This window comes from Methylobacterium sp. TK26 (genome assembly GCF_055361565.1).
Genome location: NZ_CM143965.1, coordinates 4,248,409 through 4,263,661 on the forward strand (window position 1 = coordinate 4,248,409; position 15,253 = coordinate 4,263,661).

A 15,253-nucleotide genomic window follows, 5' to 3' on the forward strand; every position below is an offset into this window, starting at 1 on the left:
GCAAACTAACTCATCTTAAAGTTGTGTGAGTCCATCGTGCCCGTCTGTCGGGGGCTCGATGGACCCATGTACCGCGCGTTCTTCTGCCTGACCTACGAACACACGGCCTGGGCGGTACCGCTCGCCGCCCTGGTCTGCTGGTTTTCCTGCCTCGCGACGCTCTACCTCCTGCGTCAGGCACGGGGCGGCGCGCAGGCGAGCCATGCCGCCTGGATCCTCGGCGCGGGTCTCGCGGCCGGCATCGGCATCTGGTGCACGCATTTCATCGCGATGCTCGGCTACGATCCCGGCTTCGGCATCGGCTACGATCTGTCCCTGACCCTCCTGTCCCTCGGCGTCGGCGTGGCCTCGTCCTGCACCGCCCTGGTCCTCGCCCGGCACCTGCCCGGCGCGGCGGGCGCAGCCTTCGCCGGGGCGGTGCTCGGTCTCGGCATCGCGGCCATGCACTTCACCGGCATGGCCGGCGTGCGCCTGCCGGGCTTTTTCTCCTGGAACATCCCCATGGTCGGCGTCGCCCTGGCGGTGGGCACCGGCCTCGCCGCGCTGGCCCTCACCGCCGCCCGGCGCTCGGCCGGGCGTGGGGCCGACGTCGTGTCGGCCACGCTCCTCACGGGGGCCATCGCCTGCCTGCACTTCATCGCCATGGCGGCCGTGGAGATCGTGCCCGATCCGACCTTCGTGCCGGAGGTGAACACCTTCCCGCGCGGCGCGCTGGCGCTCGGTATCGCGGCGGGCATGCTGACCATCCTCGCCCTGTCGGCCCTGGCGCTGTTCGTCGAGCACCTGCACCGCACGAACCGCAGCCTGCGCGAGGGCAAGCAACTCCTGCGGGAGAAGTCCGAACTGCTCGATACGGTCCTGGAGACGATGGACCAGGGCCTGATGATGGTCGATTCCGCCGGCACGGTACGGGTGTGCAACGAGCGCGCCGGCGCCCTGCTCGGCCTGCCGCCCACGCTGATGCGCGCCCAGGCCGCGTTCGAGGCGGTGTGCTCCTACCTGATCGCCGCCGGCCGCTTCGCCCATGCGCCCGAACGGCTGCGCCACTGGTCCCTCGACGGGATCGCGATGGGGGAGACCTATGCCTTCGAGCATGAGGGCCCGCAGGGCAGCGTCGTGGAGGTGCGGCTCGTGCCCCTCGCCGGGGGCGGCGCCGTGCTCACCTTCACCGACATCACCGCCCGCAAGGCCGCCGAGATCCGGGTGACGCAGAGCGAGGCGCGGCTCGCGCTGGCCCTCGACGCCGGCAGCGATGGCCTGTGGGATTCCGACCTCGCGACCGGCGCCGCATGGTGCTCGGAGCGGTGGTGGCAGGTGTTGGGCTACCAGCCGGGCGATCTCGAAGCCCATGCCCGCACATGGCGGATGCTCGTCCACCCCGAGGATGCGCCCCTCACCGAGCGCACCCTGGAAGACCACCTCGAAGGCCGCACGGCGCTCTACGAGTGCGAGCACCGGATGCGCCGCAGCGACGGCGCCTGGGCGTGGCTCCTCACCCGGGGCCGGGTGGTCGCCCGCGCCGAGGACGGCCGCCCCCTGCGCTTCGTCGGCACGCAGATCGACATCAGCGCCCGCAAGGCCGCCGAGGGCCAGATCGCCCACATGGCCCGCCACGACGGCCTCACCGACCTGCCCAACCGCGCCCTGTTCTACGATCGCCTCGACGAACGCCTCGGCGAACTCCGGCAGCGCGGGGGCTCGGCGGCGGTGCTGTGCCTCGACCTCGACCGGTTCAAGGCCGTCAACGACCGCCTCGGCCACCTCGCGGGGGATACGGTGCTGCGCGCCGTCGCCCACCGCATCCGGGTGGAGATGCACGCGGAGGATGTGGTGGCCCGCCTGGGCGGCGACGAGTTCGCCGTGCTGGTGGCCGAGGGAGGCGACCTCGCCGCCATCGAGGATCTGGCGCGGCGCCTCATCCTTTCCGTGAACGCGCCGATCCCCTTCGGCGAGCAGCGGATGGAGGTCGGCCTCAGCATCGGCATCGCTTTGGTGCCAGAGCACGGCCAGAGCGGCGAGGAGGTGTTCAAGCGCGCCGACCTCGCCCTCTACCGGGCGAAGCTGGAGGGGCGGAACACCCACCGCGTGTTCGAATCCGCCATGGACGAGGCGGTGGCCGAACGCCGCGACCTCGAATGCGACCTCCGCGAGGCCATCGAGGCGAACGAACTCACGCTCCACTACCAGCCACAGATGACCACGGGCGGGCGGGACCTCGTGGGGTTCGAGGCGCTGGTGCGCTGGCGCCACCCCACGCGCGGGCTCGTGCCGCCGAGCGTCTTCGTGCCCCTGGCCGAGGAGAGCGGGCTCATCATGGCCCTCGGCGAATGGGTGCTGCGGGCGGCCTGCCGCGAGGCGGCGAGCTGGGACCGACCCCTCAAGATCGCCGTGAACCTCTCGCCCCTCCAGTTCCAACAGCCGGACCTCGCCGAGCGGGTCCTCGCCATCCTGGCCGAGGCGCGCCTGCCGCCCGCGCGGCTCGAACTGGAGATCACCGAATCGGTCATCATCAACGACATGGCCCGGGCGCTCAGCATCCTGCGCCGGCTCAAGAGCTTCGGCATCTCCATCGCCATGGACGATTTCGGCACCGGCTATTCCTCCCTCGCGACGCTGCAGGCCTTCCCCTTCGACAAGATCAAGATCGACCGCTCCTTCGTCGGCCATGTCGAGGGGAGCCCCCAGGCGGCGGTCATCGTCCGCGCGGTGCTCGGCCTCGGGCGCAGCCTCGGCATGGGCGTGGTGGCCGAGGGGGTGGAAACCTCCGACCAGATGCGCTTCCTCACCGAGGAGGAGTGCGACGAGGTGCAGGGCTACCTCGTCGGCAGGCCCGAACCCATCGAGGTCTTCGCCCACTATCTCCGGGGCGAGGGCGCGGCGGCGGCCTGGGCCAGGGACGGGCAGGCCCGCCTCGCGCCCCCCGAAAGACAAACCGGCCGACCCCTGAAACGCGCCGGGTCGAACGGAGGTTAGACGAAGGAATTCGGGCGCATTCCCGAATGGAACGGGTGCGCAGATGTCGAATTCACCTTCCCCACGTCAGGACGGAACCACGGGAGCGGCGTCCCTGATCTGGACGCTCGGCCTCGCCACCGCCCTCGTCGGCCTCGTCGCCCTGCCGAGAAGCCGCGCGCCGCGGCAGCGGGAGGGCGACGCCCGCGAGCCCTCGCCCTCCCATTCCGGCCCCGAGGCCGAACACGTCGCCCGCACCCAGGCCGACCGAGGCCGCAAGGCCGCCACCCCCACCGAGATCCCCGCCGCCGGCTGGAAGGACATCCTCGTGCGCACGTGGCGCGATGTCGGCGAGAACCGCATCATGCTCGTCTCCGCCGGCGTGACGTTCTTCGCCCTGCTGGCGATTTTCCCGGCCATCGCCGCCCTGGTCTCGCTCTACGGCCTCGTGGCCGACACGGCGACCATCTCCGAGCAGCTCGGCAGCCTGCAGGGCATCCTGCCCCAGGGCGCCCTCGACATCGTCGGCGAGCAGGTGACGCGCCTCAACGAGAAGGGCAACACCACCCTGGGCTTCAGCTTGTTCCTGGGCGTCGCCCTGTCGATCTGGAGCGCCAACGGCGGCATGAAGCACGTCTTCGACGCGCTGAACCTCGTCTACAACGAGCGTGAATCGCGCGGCTTCTTCACCCTCAACCTCGTCTCCCTCGGCTTCACTGCCGGGGCGCTGGTGTTCCTCGTGCTGGCGCTCGCCGGCGTCGTGGCCCTGCCCATCGCCCTGAGCTTCCTCGGCCTCGGCGAGGGCGCGTGGTGGCTCGCGCAACTGCGCTGGCCGGTCATGTTCCTCGTGGTGCTCCTCGGCCTCGCGCTGCTCTACCGCTACGGTCCCAGCCGCGACGCCCCCCGCTGGCGCTGGGCCACCCCCGGCTCCGCCCTCGCGGCGTTCCTGTGGCTCGGTGGCTCCCTGTTGTTCTCGTGGTACGTCGGCAACTTCGGCAAGTACAACCAGACCTACGGGTCACTCGGTGCTGCCATCGGGTTCATGACCTGGATCTGGATTTCGACCACCATCGTGCTGCTCGGCGCGCAGGTGAACGCCGAGATGGAACACCAGACCGCCGAGGACACGACGGTGGGCAAGCCCCAGCCCATGGGCACCCGCCGGGCCAGGATGGCGGACACAGTGGGGCAGGCAGCCAACGCCCCCAGAGCGAGCTGACGACGGTGCGAGATCTCAGGATGGTCGCGATGATTGATCCGCAACCGCAGATATCGAGGCTGGTGGTTGCTTCGGCTCGTCGCCTCGCTGTCTCGAAGCGCAATGGTAGCCTCCTCCAAACTGTTGCGTGAGAGCAACGAGCACGAAAGAAGGTGCATCGATCCGCGAAATCTCGGCGGGATAAAACCTAAAGGCTGGAGTCGCCGTCTATCCCGCCCCGCTAGCCGCAGAATCAGCGATGTGATGGCATAGCAAGTGTCGATGCTATAAATGTGCCTATTCGCGTGTCTTGCCGCTTTAGCAGGTTCAGATATTTCAATACCTACCCAACATCGCTCGCGCGCCGTCTCAATATCATAGGCCAGCTCCCGCCAAGAGTTTGAAGATCCTTCTTGACCGAGGCCGGAGGTAAGGGCGCGGACTGAATTCTTGGTGCAAAGCGAGCTTGAACCCTAGATAGGCGCAGCAGCGCTACGGGTGTCACCTGGACCTCGCGCAGTGGGGCAGCTGGGCCGATGCTGGTGTGATCGACGCTCGATGCGACTGGAGACACGTCGCTGCGCCTGCGTCCCTCCAGGAAAAACCGATGCGTAATATAGGCTTTCTGCAAGCCGCCGTGGGTCATGTTACACGAGCCCCGCGGGATTGGTTTGCTAAATCAATCCACTTTACATGATCGGCCGATTGGGAATTTCCAATATTTTTGTTTGGATGGTTCGGGTGTTGAAGGCGGCAGCTTTCAAGGCGCTACATCTCGGTTTCAGACTTGATATTAAACGATAACGATCCAAAATCATGCATTACAGAGTTGTTGCCGCGGTATTTTTCTAATTCGAGGATGGTAATTCGTAATAAGCATTGAAAAAGCGCATTTACTTATCTGTGAAACATAAAATTTTATTACATAAAGAAATATCCCGGCCCCTCAATCGCGCTTTTAACGACTGCGCGCATTCGATAAATTTGGCCACTTCCTGTTAATCATTGACATCGGCGCCCCGGCTGAGACATCACGATCGGGCCTAGTAATAGCCAAATACTATTACTACCGGTTGTGATTATGGCGGGCACAACTTGCGAATACAAGCAACTTGTTAGGCGATTTTCGAGCAGGATCGTCGTGCCGGCATTGGTTCGAGATGGTGTGCGGCCTGTGAGGATGACGACGCTCGAGGCTGGGCTCGCGTGGTCCGAGTGGAGGTGAGCAGATGCGCAGAAACAAGGCTCAGGGTCGGTTCGAGGATAAGAGCCTGGACCAACCAGAAGAAGACCGGGGCGCGGTCACGATCGCGCTGCTGGCTGCTGCCATCTCCGGCTTCTTCGTCGGCCTGCTGACGAAAGGGGAAATCGCCTTTGCGGTGGCCGTAGCGGTGCTGGTGCCCGTTGCGGGCTGCGCCGGCTGGTGGCTCCGCTGGGCCTTCGAGCGCGACGAATGTCGTGCAGAGCGATGAACGGCCGACGTGCTGTCAACAGCGCGTCCTAGTGGTGTTTTAAGAGAATTTACTGGGTGCTGGAATTCATCGCGCTTCGTATTGATGCGACAAAGCCGGGTATAAAACGGCTAATACTTGATATTGATAAAAGTAACTTCCGCGACGGCATACGGCGCGAGCACGTTTGAGGGGCATGATGAACACTCGTCGCACAGATCGCCGGACCCATCGGGTCGCGCATGTGGGCTATGCGGTCGGCATCCACGGGGAACTCACCGGCGGGATGCGCAGGCGCATCATGGCGGTGCTGCGCATGTCGTCCCTCTTCGTGGCCTTCGGCAAGCGCACGAGCCTCGGCGCCCTGGGGGCCGGGGCGGTGGCCGCGACCTTCGCAACGCTGGTTCCGGCCGACGCCGCCTCGACCGTTACCGGAACGGGCGCGACCGCGGCGGGTCTCGACGCCTCAGCCTACGGACAAAGCGCGAACGCGGCCGGCCAGTGGTCGGTGGCCCTGGGCGTGAACACCAAGGCGACGGGCAGCAGCGCGGTCGCGATCGGCGAGGCCTCGAATGCGACCGCTTCGTCGGCCCTCGCCATCGGCGACGGGGCGTCCGCGTCGAACAACGGTGCGAGCGCCATAGGTGCCGGTGCCATCGCGAGCGGCCAAGGATCCGTGGCCGTGGGCCAATTGGCGGTGGCGAACGGCTTCCAGGCGACTGCCTTGGGCTTCAGGGCGAATGCCGCCGGCAACTACTCCGTGGCACTCGGCGAGCGTGTCCAAGCGTTGGGTGATCTCAGCATCGGTGTGGGGACTAGTGCCAACGCCTCTGGCGCCGGCGCGGTGGCGATCGGTCCGATGTCCCGCGCCACCGATTATGCGAGCGCGCTCGGCTGGGCCGCCAACGCATCGGTGGGCAACAGCGTGGCGCTCGGCAACGGAGCGACCACGTCTGCGGGGGTCGGCGTCTCGTCGGTGGCGATCGGCGGTGTGACCCTCGGCGGGTTCGCGGGCGCGTCGCCCTTCAGCGTGGTGTCGGTGGGCAAGCCTGGCCAGGAGCGCCAGATCCAGAACGTGGCGGCGGGGCAGGTCAGCGCGACGTCGACGGACGCGGTGAACGGCAGCCAACTGTACTCGGTGGCCTCGACCGTGGCGCCCGTGGTGGCGAGCTTCAACAGTACCGCGCCGACGTTTGGTCTCGGGGCCAATGCCGCTGAAAATTCGTCGGCGTTCGGCCAGAACGCAAATGCCTCGGGCTTGAGCGCCACGGCCTTGGGTCTCAATACGATCGCATCCGGCCAAGGCGCCACGGCTGTCGGCAACCTGGCCTCGGCTACGGGCTTCCGCTCGATCGCCATCGGTATCACTTCCGTTGCCTCCGGCGGGTATTCCGAAGCATTCGGCTACAATGCCAACGCGAGTGGACTGAGTTCGATCGCCCTAGGCACCGACACTGTGGCCGGACAGACCCGCTCGATCGCCATCGGCCCCTCGGCGATCGCCTCTGCCGCGACAGCGACGGCCGTGGGTGCTCGATCAAACGCATCGGGACAGAATAGCTCGGCGTTCGGCGTGCGTGCAGCCACATCTGGGCTCGGGTCCGTCGCCTTGGGTGCCGACTCGATTGCCTCGAACGACCACGACGTGGCGCTGGGTGACGGGGCGATAACGTCTGCGGCGACCGGCGTGTCGTCGGTGACGATCGGCGTTCAGGCTTATACCGGCTTCGCGGGCACGTCGCCGGTGGGCGTGGTGTCGGTGGGGGCGCCGGGGGCGGAGCGCCAGATCCAGAACGTGGCGGCGGGCCAGGTCAGCGCGACGTCGACGGATGCGATCAACGGCAGCCAGCTGTACTCCGTGGCTTCCGCCACGGCGTCCGTCGTGGCGGTGGTGACCAGCCCAAACCCGGCAATCGGTCTTGGGGCGGTCGCGTCCGGCACATGGTCCACGGCCCTCGGCAGGCGGGCAACGGCAAGCGGCTACCACTCGATCGCCCTTGGCACGGCCGCGAATGCCGCCACCGACTACTCCGTCGCACTCGGCGACGGTGCCCAAGCGTTGGTTGAGTTCGGCATCGGCGTGGGGCGTCTCGCCAACGCCTACGGCGTCGGCGCGGTGGCGATCGGTCAGAGTTCCCGCGCCACCGGTTATGCGAGCGCGCTCGGCTGGCTCGCCAGCGCATCGGGGGGCTACAGCGTGGCGCTCGGTTCGAGCGCCAGTGCGAGCGCCACGAATGCCGTGGCCCTGGGTGGAAACACGTCCGCATCGGGGGAATCCAGCTCGGCGGTCGGTTCGCGCGCCAGTGCGAGCGGCCCGAATGCCACGGCCCTGGGTGGAAACACGTCCGCATCGGGGGATTCCAGCTCGGCGGTCGGTTCGCGCGCCAGTGCGAGCGGCTCGAATGCCACGGCCCTGGGCTCCGGGGCCGTAGCGAGCGGCCTCCAAGCGATCGCCGCGGGCAGCGGGTCGAATGCGAGCGACTACGCGGTCGCGCTCGGCGGCAGCGCCCAGGCGGTGGGTTCTGGCTACCACCAGCGTGGGTAGCCGCGCCAACGCCTCGGGGACCAATGCCGTGGCCCTCGGCTACGAAGCGGCCGCCAGCTCAGCGAACGGCATTGCCATCGGGTTTGCCGCGTCCGCGACGGTGTTCAACAGCGTGGCGCTGGGCGTCGGAGCGAAAACGTCTGCGGCGGTAGGCGTCTCGTCGGCGACGATCGGCATGTCGAACTATCTCGGGTTCGCGGGCACGTCGCCGGTGGGCGTGGTGTCGGTGGGCTTTCCTGGCGAGGTGCGCCAGATCCAGAACGTGGCGGCGGGCCAACTCAGCGCGAGCTCGACGGACGCGGTGAACGGCAGCCAGCTGTACTCGGTGGCCTCGACGACCACGAGCCAGGTGGGCTCGCTGTCGACCGGTGTGACCTCTCTCTCGACGGGTCTGTCCGGGACCAACAGCACGGTGAGTTCGCTGTCGACGGCGGTGGCGCCGGTGGTGGCGATCGTCGGCAGCGCATCGCCGGCGATCGGTCTTGGGGCGGTCGCGGGCTCGAACGCCTCGGCTTTCGGGCGGAACGCGAATGCATCGGGCTACGGCGCGGCTGCCTTCGGTGTCAGCGCCATCGCGTCCGGCACGGGGTCCACGGCCCTCGGCAGCGGGGCGGGGGCGAGCGGCTTCCACTCGATCTCACTTGGCACGGGGACGAATGCCGCCAGCAACTACTCCGTCGCACTCGGCGACGGTACCCAAGCGTTGGGTCAGTTCAGCATCGGCGTGGGGCGTCTCGCCAACGCCTCCGGCTTCGGCGCGGTGGCGATCGGTCAGAGTTCCAGCGCCACCGATTATGCGAGCGCGCTCGGCTGGGCCGCCAACGCATCGGTGTACAACAGCGTGGCGCTGGGCGTCGGAGCGACGACATCTGCGGGGGTAGGCGTCTCGTCGGTGGCGATCGGCGGTGTGACCTTCGGCGGGTTCGCGGGCGCGTCGCCCTACAGCGTGGTGTCGGTGGGCAAGCCTGGCCAGGAGCGCCAGATCCAGAACGTGGCGGCGGGCCAAGTGACGGCCACGTCGACGGATGCGGTGAACGGCAGCCAGCTGTATTCCGTGGCTTCCGCCGTGGCGCCCGCCGTGGCGGTGATGACCAGCCCAGCCCCGGCGATCGGTCTTGGGGCGGTCGCGGGCGGGAACGCCTCGGCGTTCGGGCAGAATGCGAATGCATCGGGCTACAGCGCGGCCGCCTTCGGTGTCAGCGCCATCGCGTCCGGCACGGGGGCCACGGCCCTCGGCAGCGGGGCGGGGGCGAGCGGCTTCCACTCGATCTCCCTTGGCACGGGGACGAATGCCGCCAGCAACTACTCCGTTGCACTCGGCGACGGTACCCAAGCGTTGGGTCAGTACAGCATCGGCGTGGGGCGTCTCGCCAACGCCTACGGCTTTAACGCGGTGGCGATCGGCCCGGGGGCGGTCGCGGACCTGGGCTCCTCGGCGGTCGGGCTGAACGCGAATGCATCGGGCGGCAGCGCGGTCGCCTTCGGTGGCAGCGCCAGCGCGACCGGCACCGGATCCACGGCCGTAGGCCAATTGGCGGCAGCGGGAGGCTTCCACGCGATTTCCTTGGGCGTCGACGCGAATGCCCCAAGCGATTACTCCCTGGCGCTCGGCGATGGAGCGCAGGCGCTCGACGTATACAGCGTCGCTCTGGGGCGGCACGCTAATGCCTCCGGGGGCTCCACCATCGCACTCGGCCTGAATTCCCGTGCTTCCGGGACTTATGCCATTGCACTGGGCAGCGAGGCGAACGCGGCAGGTTTCGCTTCGGCGGCCCTGGGTGGAAGCGCGTCCGCGTCGGGGGATGCCAGCTCGGCATTCGGGCCGGGCGCCAGTGCGAGCGGCTACCATGCGACCGCCGTGGGCAGCGGGTCGAATGCGAGCGGTAACTACGCGGTCGCGCTCGGCGACGGCGCCCAGGCGCTGGGTCCGTCTAGCACCAGCGTGGGTCGCCGCGCCAACGCCGCGGCGATCAATTCCGTGGCCCTCGGCGTCCAAGCGGCCGTCAGCGCAACGAACTCCGTTGCCATCGGGCTGAACGCGTCCGCGACGGTGTCCAACAGCATGGCGCTGGGCGCCGGAGCGACCACGTCTGCGGCGGTAGGCGTCCCGTCAGCGACGATCGGCCTGTCGAACTATCTCGGGTTCGCGGGCGCGGCGCCGGCGGGCGTGGTGTCGGTGGGCTCGCCTGGCCAGGAGCACCAGATCCAGAATGTGGCGGCGGGCCAGGTCAGCGCGAGCTCGACGGACGCGGTGAACGGCAGCCAGCTGTACTCGGTGGCCTCGACGACCACGAGCCAGGTGGGCTCGCTGTCGACCGGTGTGACCTCTCTGTCGACGGGCCTGTCCGGGACGACGAGCCAGGTGGGTTCTCTCTCGACCGGCCTGAGCACGACCAACAGTTCAGTCACGTCTCTTTCGACAGGTCTGAGCCGGACGAACAGCTCGGTGGCGTCGCTGTCGACGGGTTTGTCGGGCACGACGAGCCAGGTCGGTTCCCTGTCAACCGGCGTCATGTCCCTGTCAACTGGCCTTTCGAGCACAAACAGTACCGTCAGTGTGCTGTCGAGCGGCCTATCCGGAACGACGACTCAAGTGGCGGTGCTGTCGACCGGCATCCTGTCTCTTTCCACGGGATTGTCGGGCACAAGCAGCGAGGTTGGCTATCTTTCGACAGGTGTCAGCACCGTATCCGCCTCCGTGTCGATACTGCAGCGTGATGCCTTACAATGGAATTCTAGCCTCGGCGCATACGATGCGAGCCGCGGCGGGATCGCGCAGAGAATCACGAATCTCGCTGCGGGCCGACTCAATCCAGGCTCGACGGACGCCGTGAATGGAGATCAGCTGAACGCGACCAACAGCTCCGTGGCCTCGCTGTCGACAGCTATCTTCACAGTAGGTAGCGGGGGAGCTCTCTCATTATCGACCGGTCTGAGCGTAGCGAATAGTTCGATTGCGTCACTCTCTACGGGAGTCGACGGATTGCGAGCGGACGCATTGCAGTGGGACTCGGTTGCGGGCGCTTACAACGCGAGCCATGGCACCGGAACTCCGCAGAAGATTACAAATGTTGCAGCCGGCACGGTCAGTGCCACGTCGACAGATGCGGTGAACGGGAGTCAATTGTTCAGCGTAAGTAGTGAGGTAAATCTCCTGCTGAACAACTACAATCCGAGCAGCGCCACAAATTCAACTCTCGCTGTCGGAAAGGGAGCGAACGCTGCAGGCAGTACAAGCGTGGCCATCGGCATTAATGCCAATGCTCTTTCGTCGGGCGCGATTGCGATCGGTAGTAACAACGTAGGAGCGGCGCAGGCGAAGGGGGCTAACAGCGTTGCGATTGGTGGGGAGGCTGTCGCTGCAAACGGCGATGACGTCGCCATAGGCGTCGGAGCGCTGGCAACTGGCAAGCCGGGTGGCTCGGCTGTGTCCATTGGCTCGCGTAACGTTGCGAGGGGCGCAGGCGCGATCGCGGTCGGCGATCCGAACTACGCCTATGGCCAAGGCGCCGTCGCGTTGGGTCGCGACAACATCGTTTCCGATGATGGAACGGCAAACGGTGGTGACGCTGCTGGCGCACTCGCGATTGGCAACACAAACGTTGCCGTGGGCCGAGGTAGCATCGCGCTTGGTAATCGCAACAACGCGCTGACCACTGGCTCTATCGCGATCGGCGATCAAGCCATGGTGAGCGGCGCGGCGAACGCGAGTATCGCGATCGGTGCGGGTGCGGTGGCATCGACTGCGCGAAGCGTAGCTATTGGTGATAGTTCCACAACAGCGCCTGCTGTCGGTGTCGGAGGTTTAATCCTAGGGACTACAACCTACGGAGGCTTCGCCGGGTCCGCACCTATCGGTGTTTTCTCAGTCGGATCCGTAGGCGGGGAGAGGCAGATCAAGAACGTCGCTGCTGGCTTGATCGCAGCAAACTCGACGGACGCCGTGAATGGCAGCCAGCTTTATGCCGTGGCGTCGACGACTCTGATACAGATTGCGTCGCTGTCGACAGGCTTCCTCCAAACCACGGCTTCAGTCGCGACGCTCTCCACGAGCGTTTCCCAACTATCGAATGGTCAGCCCGGCCAGGGCGGTTCGATCGCGTCCCTCTCGACTGGGCTGAGCACAACATCGAGTTCGGTTGCGGCGCTATCGACAGGGCTGATTGTCACAAATAGTTCCGTTGTTTCCCTGTCGACCGGGTTGAGTTCGACCGGCAGTGTGGTCGCAACGCTTTCGAACGGTCTCACGACCGCCAGCAGTTCCATCGCGTCCCTCTCGACGGGATTTGGTAATACTGAAAGCGCGATTGCAACAATATCGACCGGACTGACGAATACGAATAGCTCGGTTTCGGCACTGTCGACTAGTGTCGCGAATGGGCAAATCGGGCCGCTCCGGTACGGTACGTCACCACAAGCCGCTCAAGCAGCATCCGCATCGCCGAACGATTTGTACCTTCAGCCGGGGTCTGGGACGGCCCCAGTGATCCTCCACAATGTTGCGGCAGGCAAAGTTGCGTCGGCCTCAACCGACGCTATCAACGGCGGACAGATGTTCTCGCTGGGTAACAGTCTCGCCACGGCCCTCGGTGGTAATTCGACCTTTAATACGGCCACGGGCGAAATTTCCGCACCGTCTTACCGCGTGCAAGGGTCGAACTACACCAATGTCGGTGGCGCGATCAGCGCTCTCGACACTGGCTTGTCAGCGCTGCAAAACAACATGAGCCAAGTTACGGCTCACCTGCAGACGCAGATCACGAGGAATCGCGTGATTGCATCCGGCGGTGTTGCTAGTGCCTTTGCAATGAGCCAGATGCGCTTCTCCGATCGCCCTGGATCGCAGAGCCTGGGGATCGGCGGCGGCTTCTACGACAATCAAAGCGCCATGGCGATCGGTTACGGTTTCACGTCTGAGGACGGAGTGTGGCGCGGGACAGCGTCCGTGTCTTACACACCCAGTGTCAACAAGCTCGGCGTCGCGGGCGGCGTGACCTACAGCTGGTAAAGCGTTGCCCGGCCGGGAATGGGAATTTCCGGCCGGCTCGCCTCGCATCCGTCTTCGAAACCAGCCAATACACGCAACGATTGATAATATTCCAACTTGCAATCTGTAATACTGTAATTCACCGGAACATCATTGAGATTACTACTATACATGAGCGTCCGCGCATGCTAACAAGCCGCATGTGGCGACATCTTGGAACGGCACTTCTTGCGCTCATCTCGATAATTTCCTTCAATAATGGGGTGCGGGCAGAAGTGCAGGTGGCGACACCGGCCATTGACGCGAGCATCTTCAAAGATGGAGAGATCGAGGATCGAAACTTCGGTTTTGGTGAGTGGTACGCAAAATGTCAGCAGATCATCAAAATCAAACGCCGGATATGCAATTTGCTTTCAACCGTTACTGAAGACGGGAGAAAGATCGGATCAGTTATAATCGCCACAACTGATACCGGGATTCCTGCCATGATGATCTCCATTCCTGAAGAGAACTCGTCGAAAAAGGCAATTTCTGTCACCGCAACGCATCTTGGCTCCGTCAGTGGAAAAGCAGTCAAGGTAGAGTTTTCGCAAATTGTCAATCCGATGCTTTGTGATGGTACCTGTAAGTACATATTCCCGCTGGATCCAAAATTAGTATTTATCTTGAACGCGAGCGGGAACGTTCAAATATTGCCATTCAAAGAAGATATTGTTCGAAGGAATAAGAAAAACAAGCTTCCGGCTCATACGGAGGCAAAAAGTATGACAATAGTCGGACTGGGATTTGCTGAAACTCTAAGTAAAAGTACGGCAGAGTGGTGAGCGAAGCCTCTTCGATAGGAGTAGATCTCGCGTCAAGCAGTCGCGTTTGACGGAAGAACCAAATCTTCGTTGCGTGGAGTATTTGACAGCGGATGTTTTGCGGCGTTGCCGATGAGCGAATCACAAAGTGTGATCCTACATAGAGTACATCTCTGTATCATCAGCAATCATTAAGGGTTTAAGTGGATCGCAATCCTGCAGCGTCGTCAATAACTTCAAGAAGGAGAACAAAATGCTCAACAACTTAAAACAGAATGTGCTGTTTCTGATTCTACTGTTTTTAACGTGTAATGTTCTGCTATTAAGCGCATCGAGTTTGTCATCACTTTTCAACAAAAACTATGCTAACTTAGGGTTTGAAATAATCGATTGTGGCGATGCTGCCGGTAAGATTCATAAATGCATACGTGTTGATCCAAAAGCCGGCGAAATAAATGATCCGGCAAAGGGTGCAAGTTATCGTATGATATATGGCTACTGAGTTCTGTCAGTAAGGCCAAATGCTCAAACGAATGGCGCAAAGGTGGATCTTATGAAAACGTCGGCAGCTTTCGTTGGCGCAATATTGGCTTTGTGTGGCCTTCCGTTTTTCAACGATGACGCTAATGCACAGAGCCCGGATGCGAAACCGGTCTATCACACACCAAAAGTGACGGTGCCGCAGCTTCGGCCTCCTCAACGAGTGGAGAAAGCTAAGCCAAAAATTCAAGATCGCGCGGAAGCTTTGACCCCTCAGGTCGCCGCTGCCGGTACAGAGAAGCCGGCTACCGCGTCGCCGCAAGCTTCTGCCCCTACCGGGGAGACTCAAAATTTCCAGGGCTGGACCGTGACCTGCCTGCCGCAGCCGGCCGACAACTCGCCCCGGACCTGCGTAGCCAAAATGGGCGTTCTGAAGAGTAACGAAGATCGTCGGCCGATCCTGATCGTGAGCGTCGTCAAGACCGGCGGATCGGCGACTTTTGTTCTACAAACGCCAACCGGCATTGAGCTGAAAACTGGCGCAAGTGTTCAAATCGGCAAGGCCGCCGCGCGTCGCCTCGTCTATGACAGCTGCGAGCCGGCCCTCTGTACCGCCTCGTTGCAAATGGACGATCCCTTTGTGCAGGAACTCGCGTCCGCGCCATCCGCGATCGCGTCCTGGGTCGGAATCGGCATTGGAGAGGTCCGCGTTGAGTTCGCTCTCCAGGAGGTACGGAATACACTCGCTTATCTTGTGAGCCGGTAACATACCGGAACGGGGTGGAGCCCATAGGGCGTCCGCTCCGTTTTGTTTCGTTATCTTCCTATGTCTTCGGC

General features: G+C 64.1%; 8 protein-coding genes. All 8 read left to right on the forward strand.

All coding sequences use genetic code 11. The features are described 5' to 3' along the window. Nucleotides 1-66 precede the first annotated feature (66 nt). The 8 genes from ACXJ1Y_RS20690 to ACXJ1Y_RS20725 all read left to right on the forward strand — a co-directional run bounded on the left by ACXJ1Y_RS20690 (nucleotide 67) and on the right by ACXJ1Y_RS20725 (nucleotide 15,182). Nucleotides 67-2,973, forward strand: a complete 2,907-nt coding sequence (locus tag ACXJ1Y_RS20690; protein ID WP_463847964.1) for a bifunctional diguanylate cyclase/phosphodiesterase — start codon at nucleotides 67-69, stop codon at nucleotides 2,971-2,973. Between the two features lie 43 nt (nucleotides 2,974-3,016). Continuing rightward, complete coding sequence (locus tag ACXJ1Y_RS20695) at nucleotides 3,017-4,171, forward strand: YihY/virulence factor BrkB family protein (protein ID WP_463847965.1); 1,155 nt, start codon at nucleotides 3,017-3,019, stop codon at nucleotides 4,169-4,171. 1,208 nt (nucleotides 4,172-5,379) lie between these two features. Beyond that, nucleotides 5,380-5,622, forward strand: a complete 243-nt coding sequence (locus tag ACXJ1Y_RS20700; protein ID WP_463847966.1) for a hypothetical protein — start codon at nucleotides 5,380-5,382, stop codon at nucleotides 5,620-5,622. A gap of 175 nt (nucleotides 5,623-5,797) precedes the next feature. Next, nucleotides 5,798-8,146, forward strand: coding sequence for a hypothetical protein (locus ACXJ1Y_RS20705; protein ID WP_463847967.1), 2,349 nt, complete (start codon nucleotides 5,798-5,800; stop codon nucleotides 8,144-8,146). Beyond that, the gene (locus ACXJ1Y_RS20710; RefSeq protein WP_463847968.1) at nucleotides 8,073-13,154 is read left to right on the forward strand and encodes a beta strand repeat-containing protein; all 5,082 of its coding nucleotides are present in this window, start codon (nucleotides 8,073-8,075) and stop codon (nucleotides 13,152-13,154) included. Before ACXJ1Y_RS20705 ends, ACXJ1Y_RS20710 begins: the two co-directional genes overlap by 74 nt. Nucleotides 13,155-13,318: 164 nt before the next feature. Continuing rightward, nucleotides 13,319-13,957: a hypothetical protein gene (locus ACXJ1Y_RS20715; RefSeq protein ID WP_463847969.1), complete on the forward strand. Its 639-nt coding sequence runs from the start codon at nucleotides 13,319-13,321 to the stop codon at nucleotides 13,955-13,957. A gap of 232 nt (nucleotides 13,958-14,189) precedes the next feature. Further along, nucleotides 14,190-14,438 (forward strand): hypothetical protein, encoded by a 249-nt coding sequence (locus ACXJ1Y_RS20720; RefSeq protein ID WP_463847970.1) that lies wholly within the window; start codon nucleotides 14,190-14,192, stop codon nucleotides 14,436-14,438. A gap of 51 nt (nucleotides 14,439-14,489) precedes the next feature. Further along, nucleotides 14,490-15,182 (forward strand): invasion associated locus B family protein, encoded by a 693-nt coding sequence (locus tag ACXJ1Y_RS20725; RefSeq protein ID WP_463847971.1) that lies wholly within the window; start codon nucleotides 14,490-14,492, stop codon nucleotides 15,180-15,182. The last annotated feature ends 71 nt before the right edge of the window (nucleotides 15,183-15,253 follow it).

Excerpts from the sequence above, each read along its gene's own strand:
- ACXJ1Y_RS20690 (WP_463847964.1), top strand. The coding sequence starts at position 67 with ATGTACCGCGCGTTCTTCTGCCTGACCTACGAACACACGGCCTGGGCG.
- ACXJ1Y_RS20695 (WP_463847965.1), top strand. The coding sequence starts at position 3,017 with ATGTCGAATTCACCTTCCCCACGTCAGGACGGAACCACGGGAGCGGCG.
- ACXJ1Y_RS20700 (WP_463847966.1), top strand. The coding sequence starts at position 5,380 with ATGCGCAGAAACAAGGCTCAGGGTCGGTTCGAGGATAAGAGCCTGGAC.
- ACXJ1Y_RS20705 (WP_463847967.1), top strand. The coding sequence starts at position 5,798 with ATGATGAACACTCGTCGCACAGATCGCCGGACCCATCGGGTCGCGCAT.
- ACXJ1Y_RS20710 (WP_463847968.1), top strand. The coding sequence starts at position 8,073 with ATGCGAGCGACTACGCGGTCGCGCTCGGCGGCAGCGCCCAGGCGGTGG.
- ACXJ1Y_RS20715 (WP_463847969.1), top strand. The coding sequence starts at position 13,319 with ATGCTAACAAGCCGCATGTGGCGACATCTTGGAACGGCACTTCTTGCG.
- ACXJ1Y_RS20720 (WP_463847970.1), top strand. The coding sequence starts at position 14,190 with ATGCTCAACAACTTAAAACAGAATGTGCTGTTTCTGATTCTACTGTTT.
- ACXJ1Y_RS20725 (WP_463847971.1), top strand. The coding sequence starts at position 14,490 with ATGAAAACGTCGGCAGCTTTCGTTGGCGCAATATTGGCTTTGTGTGGC.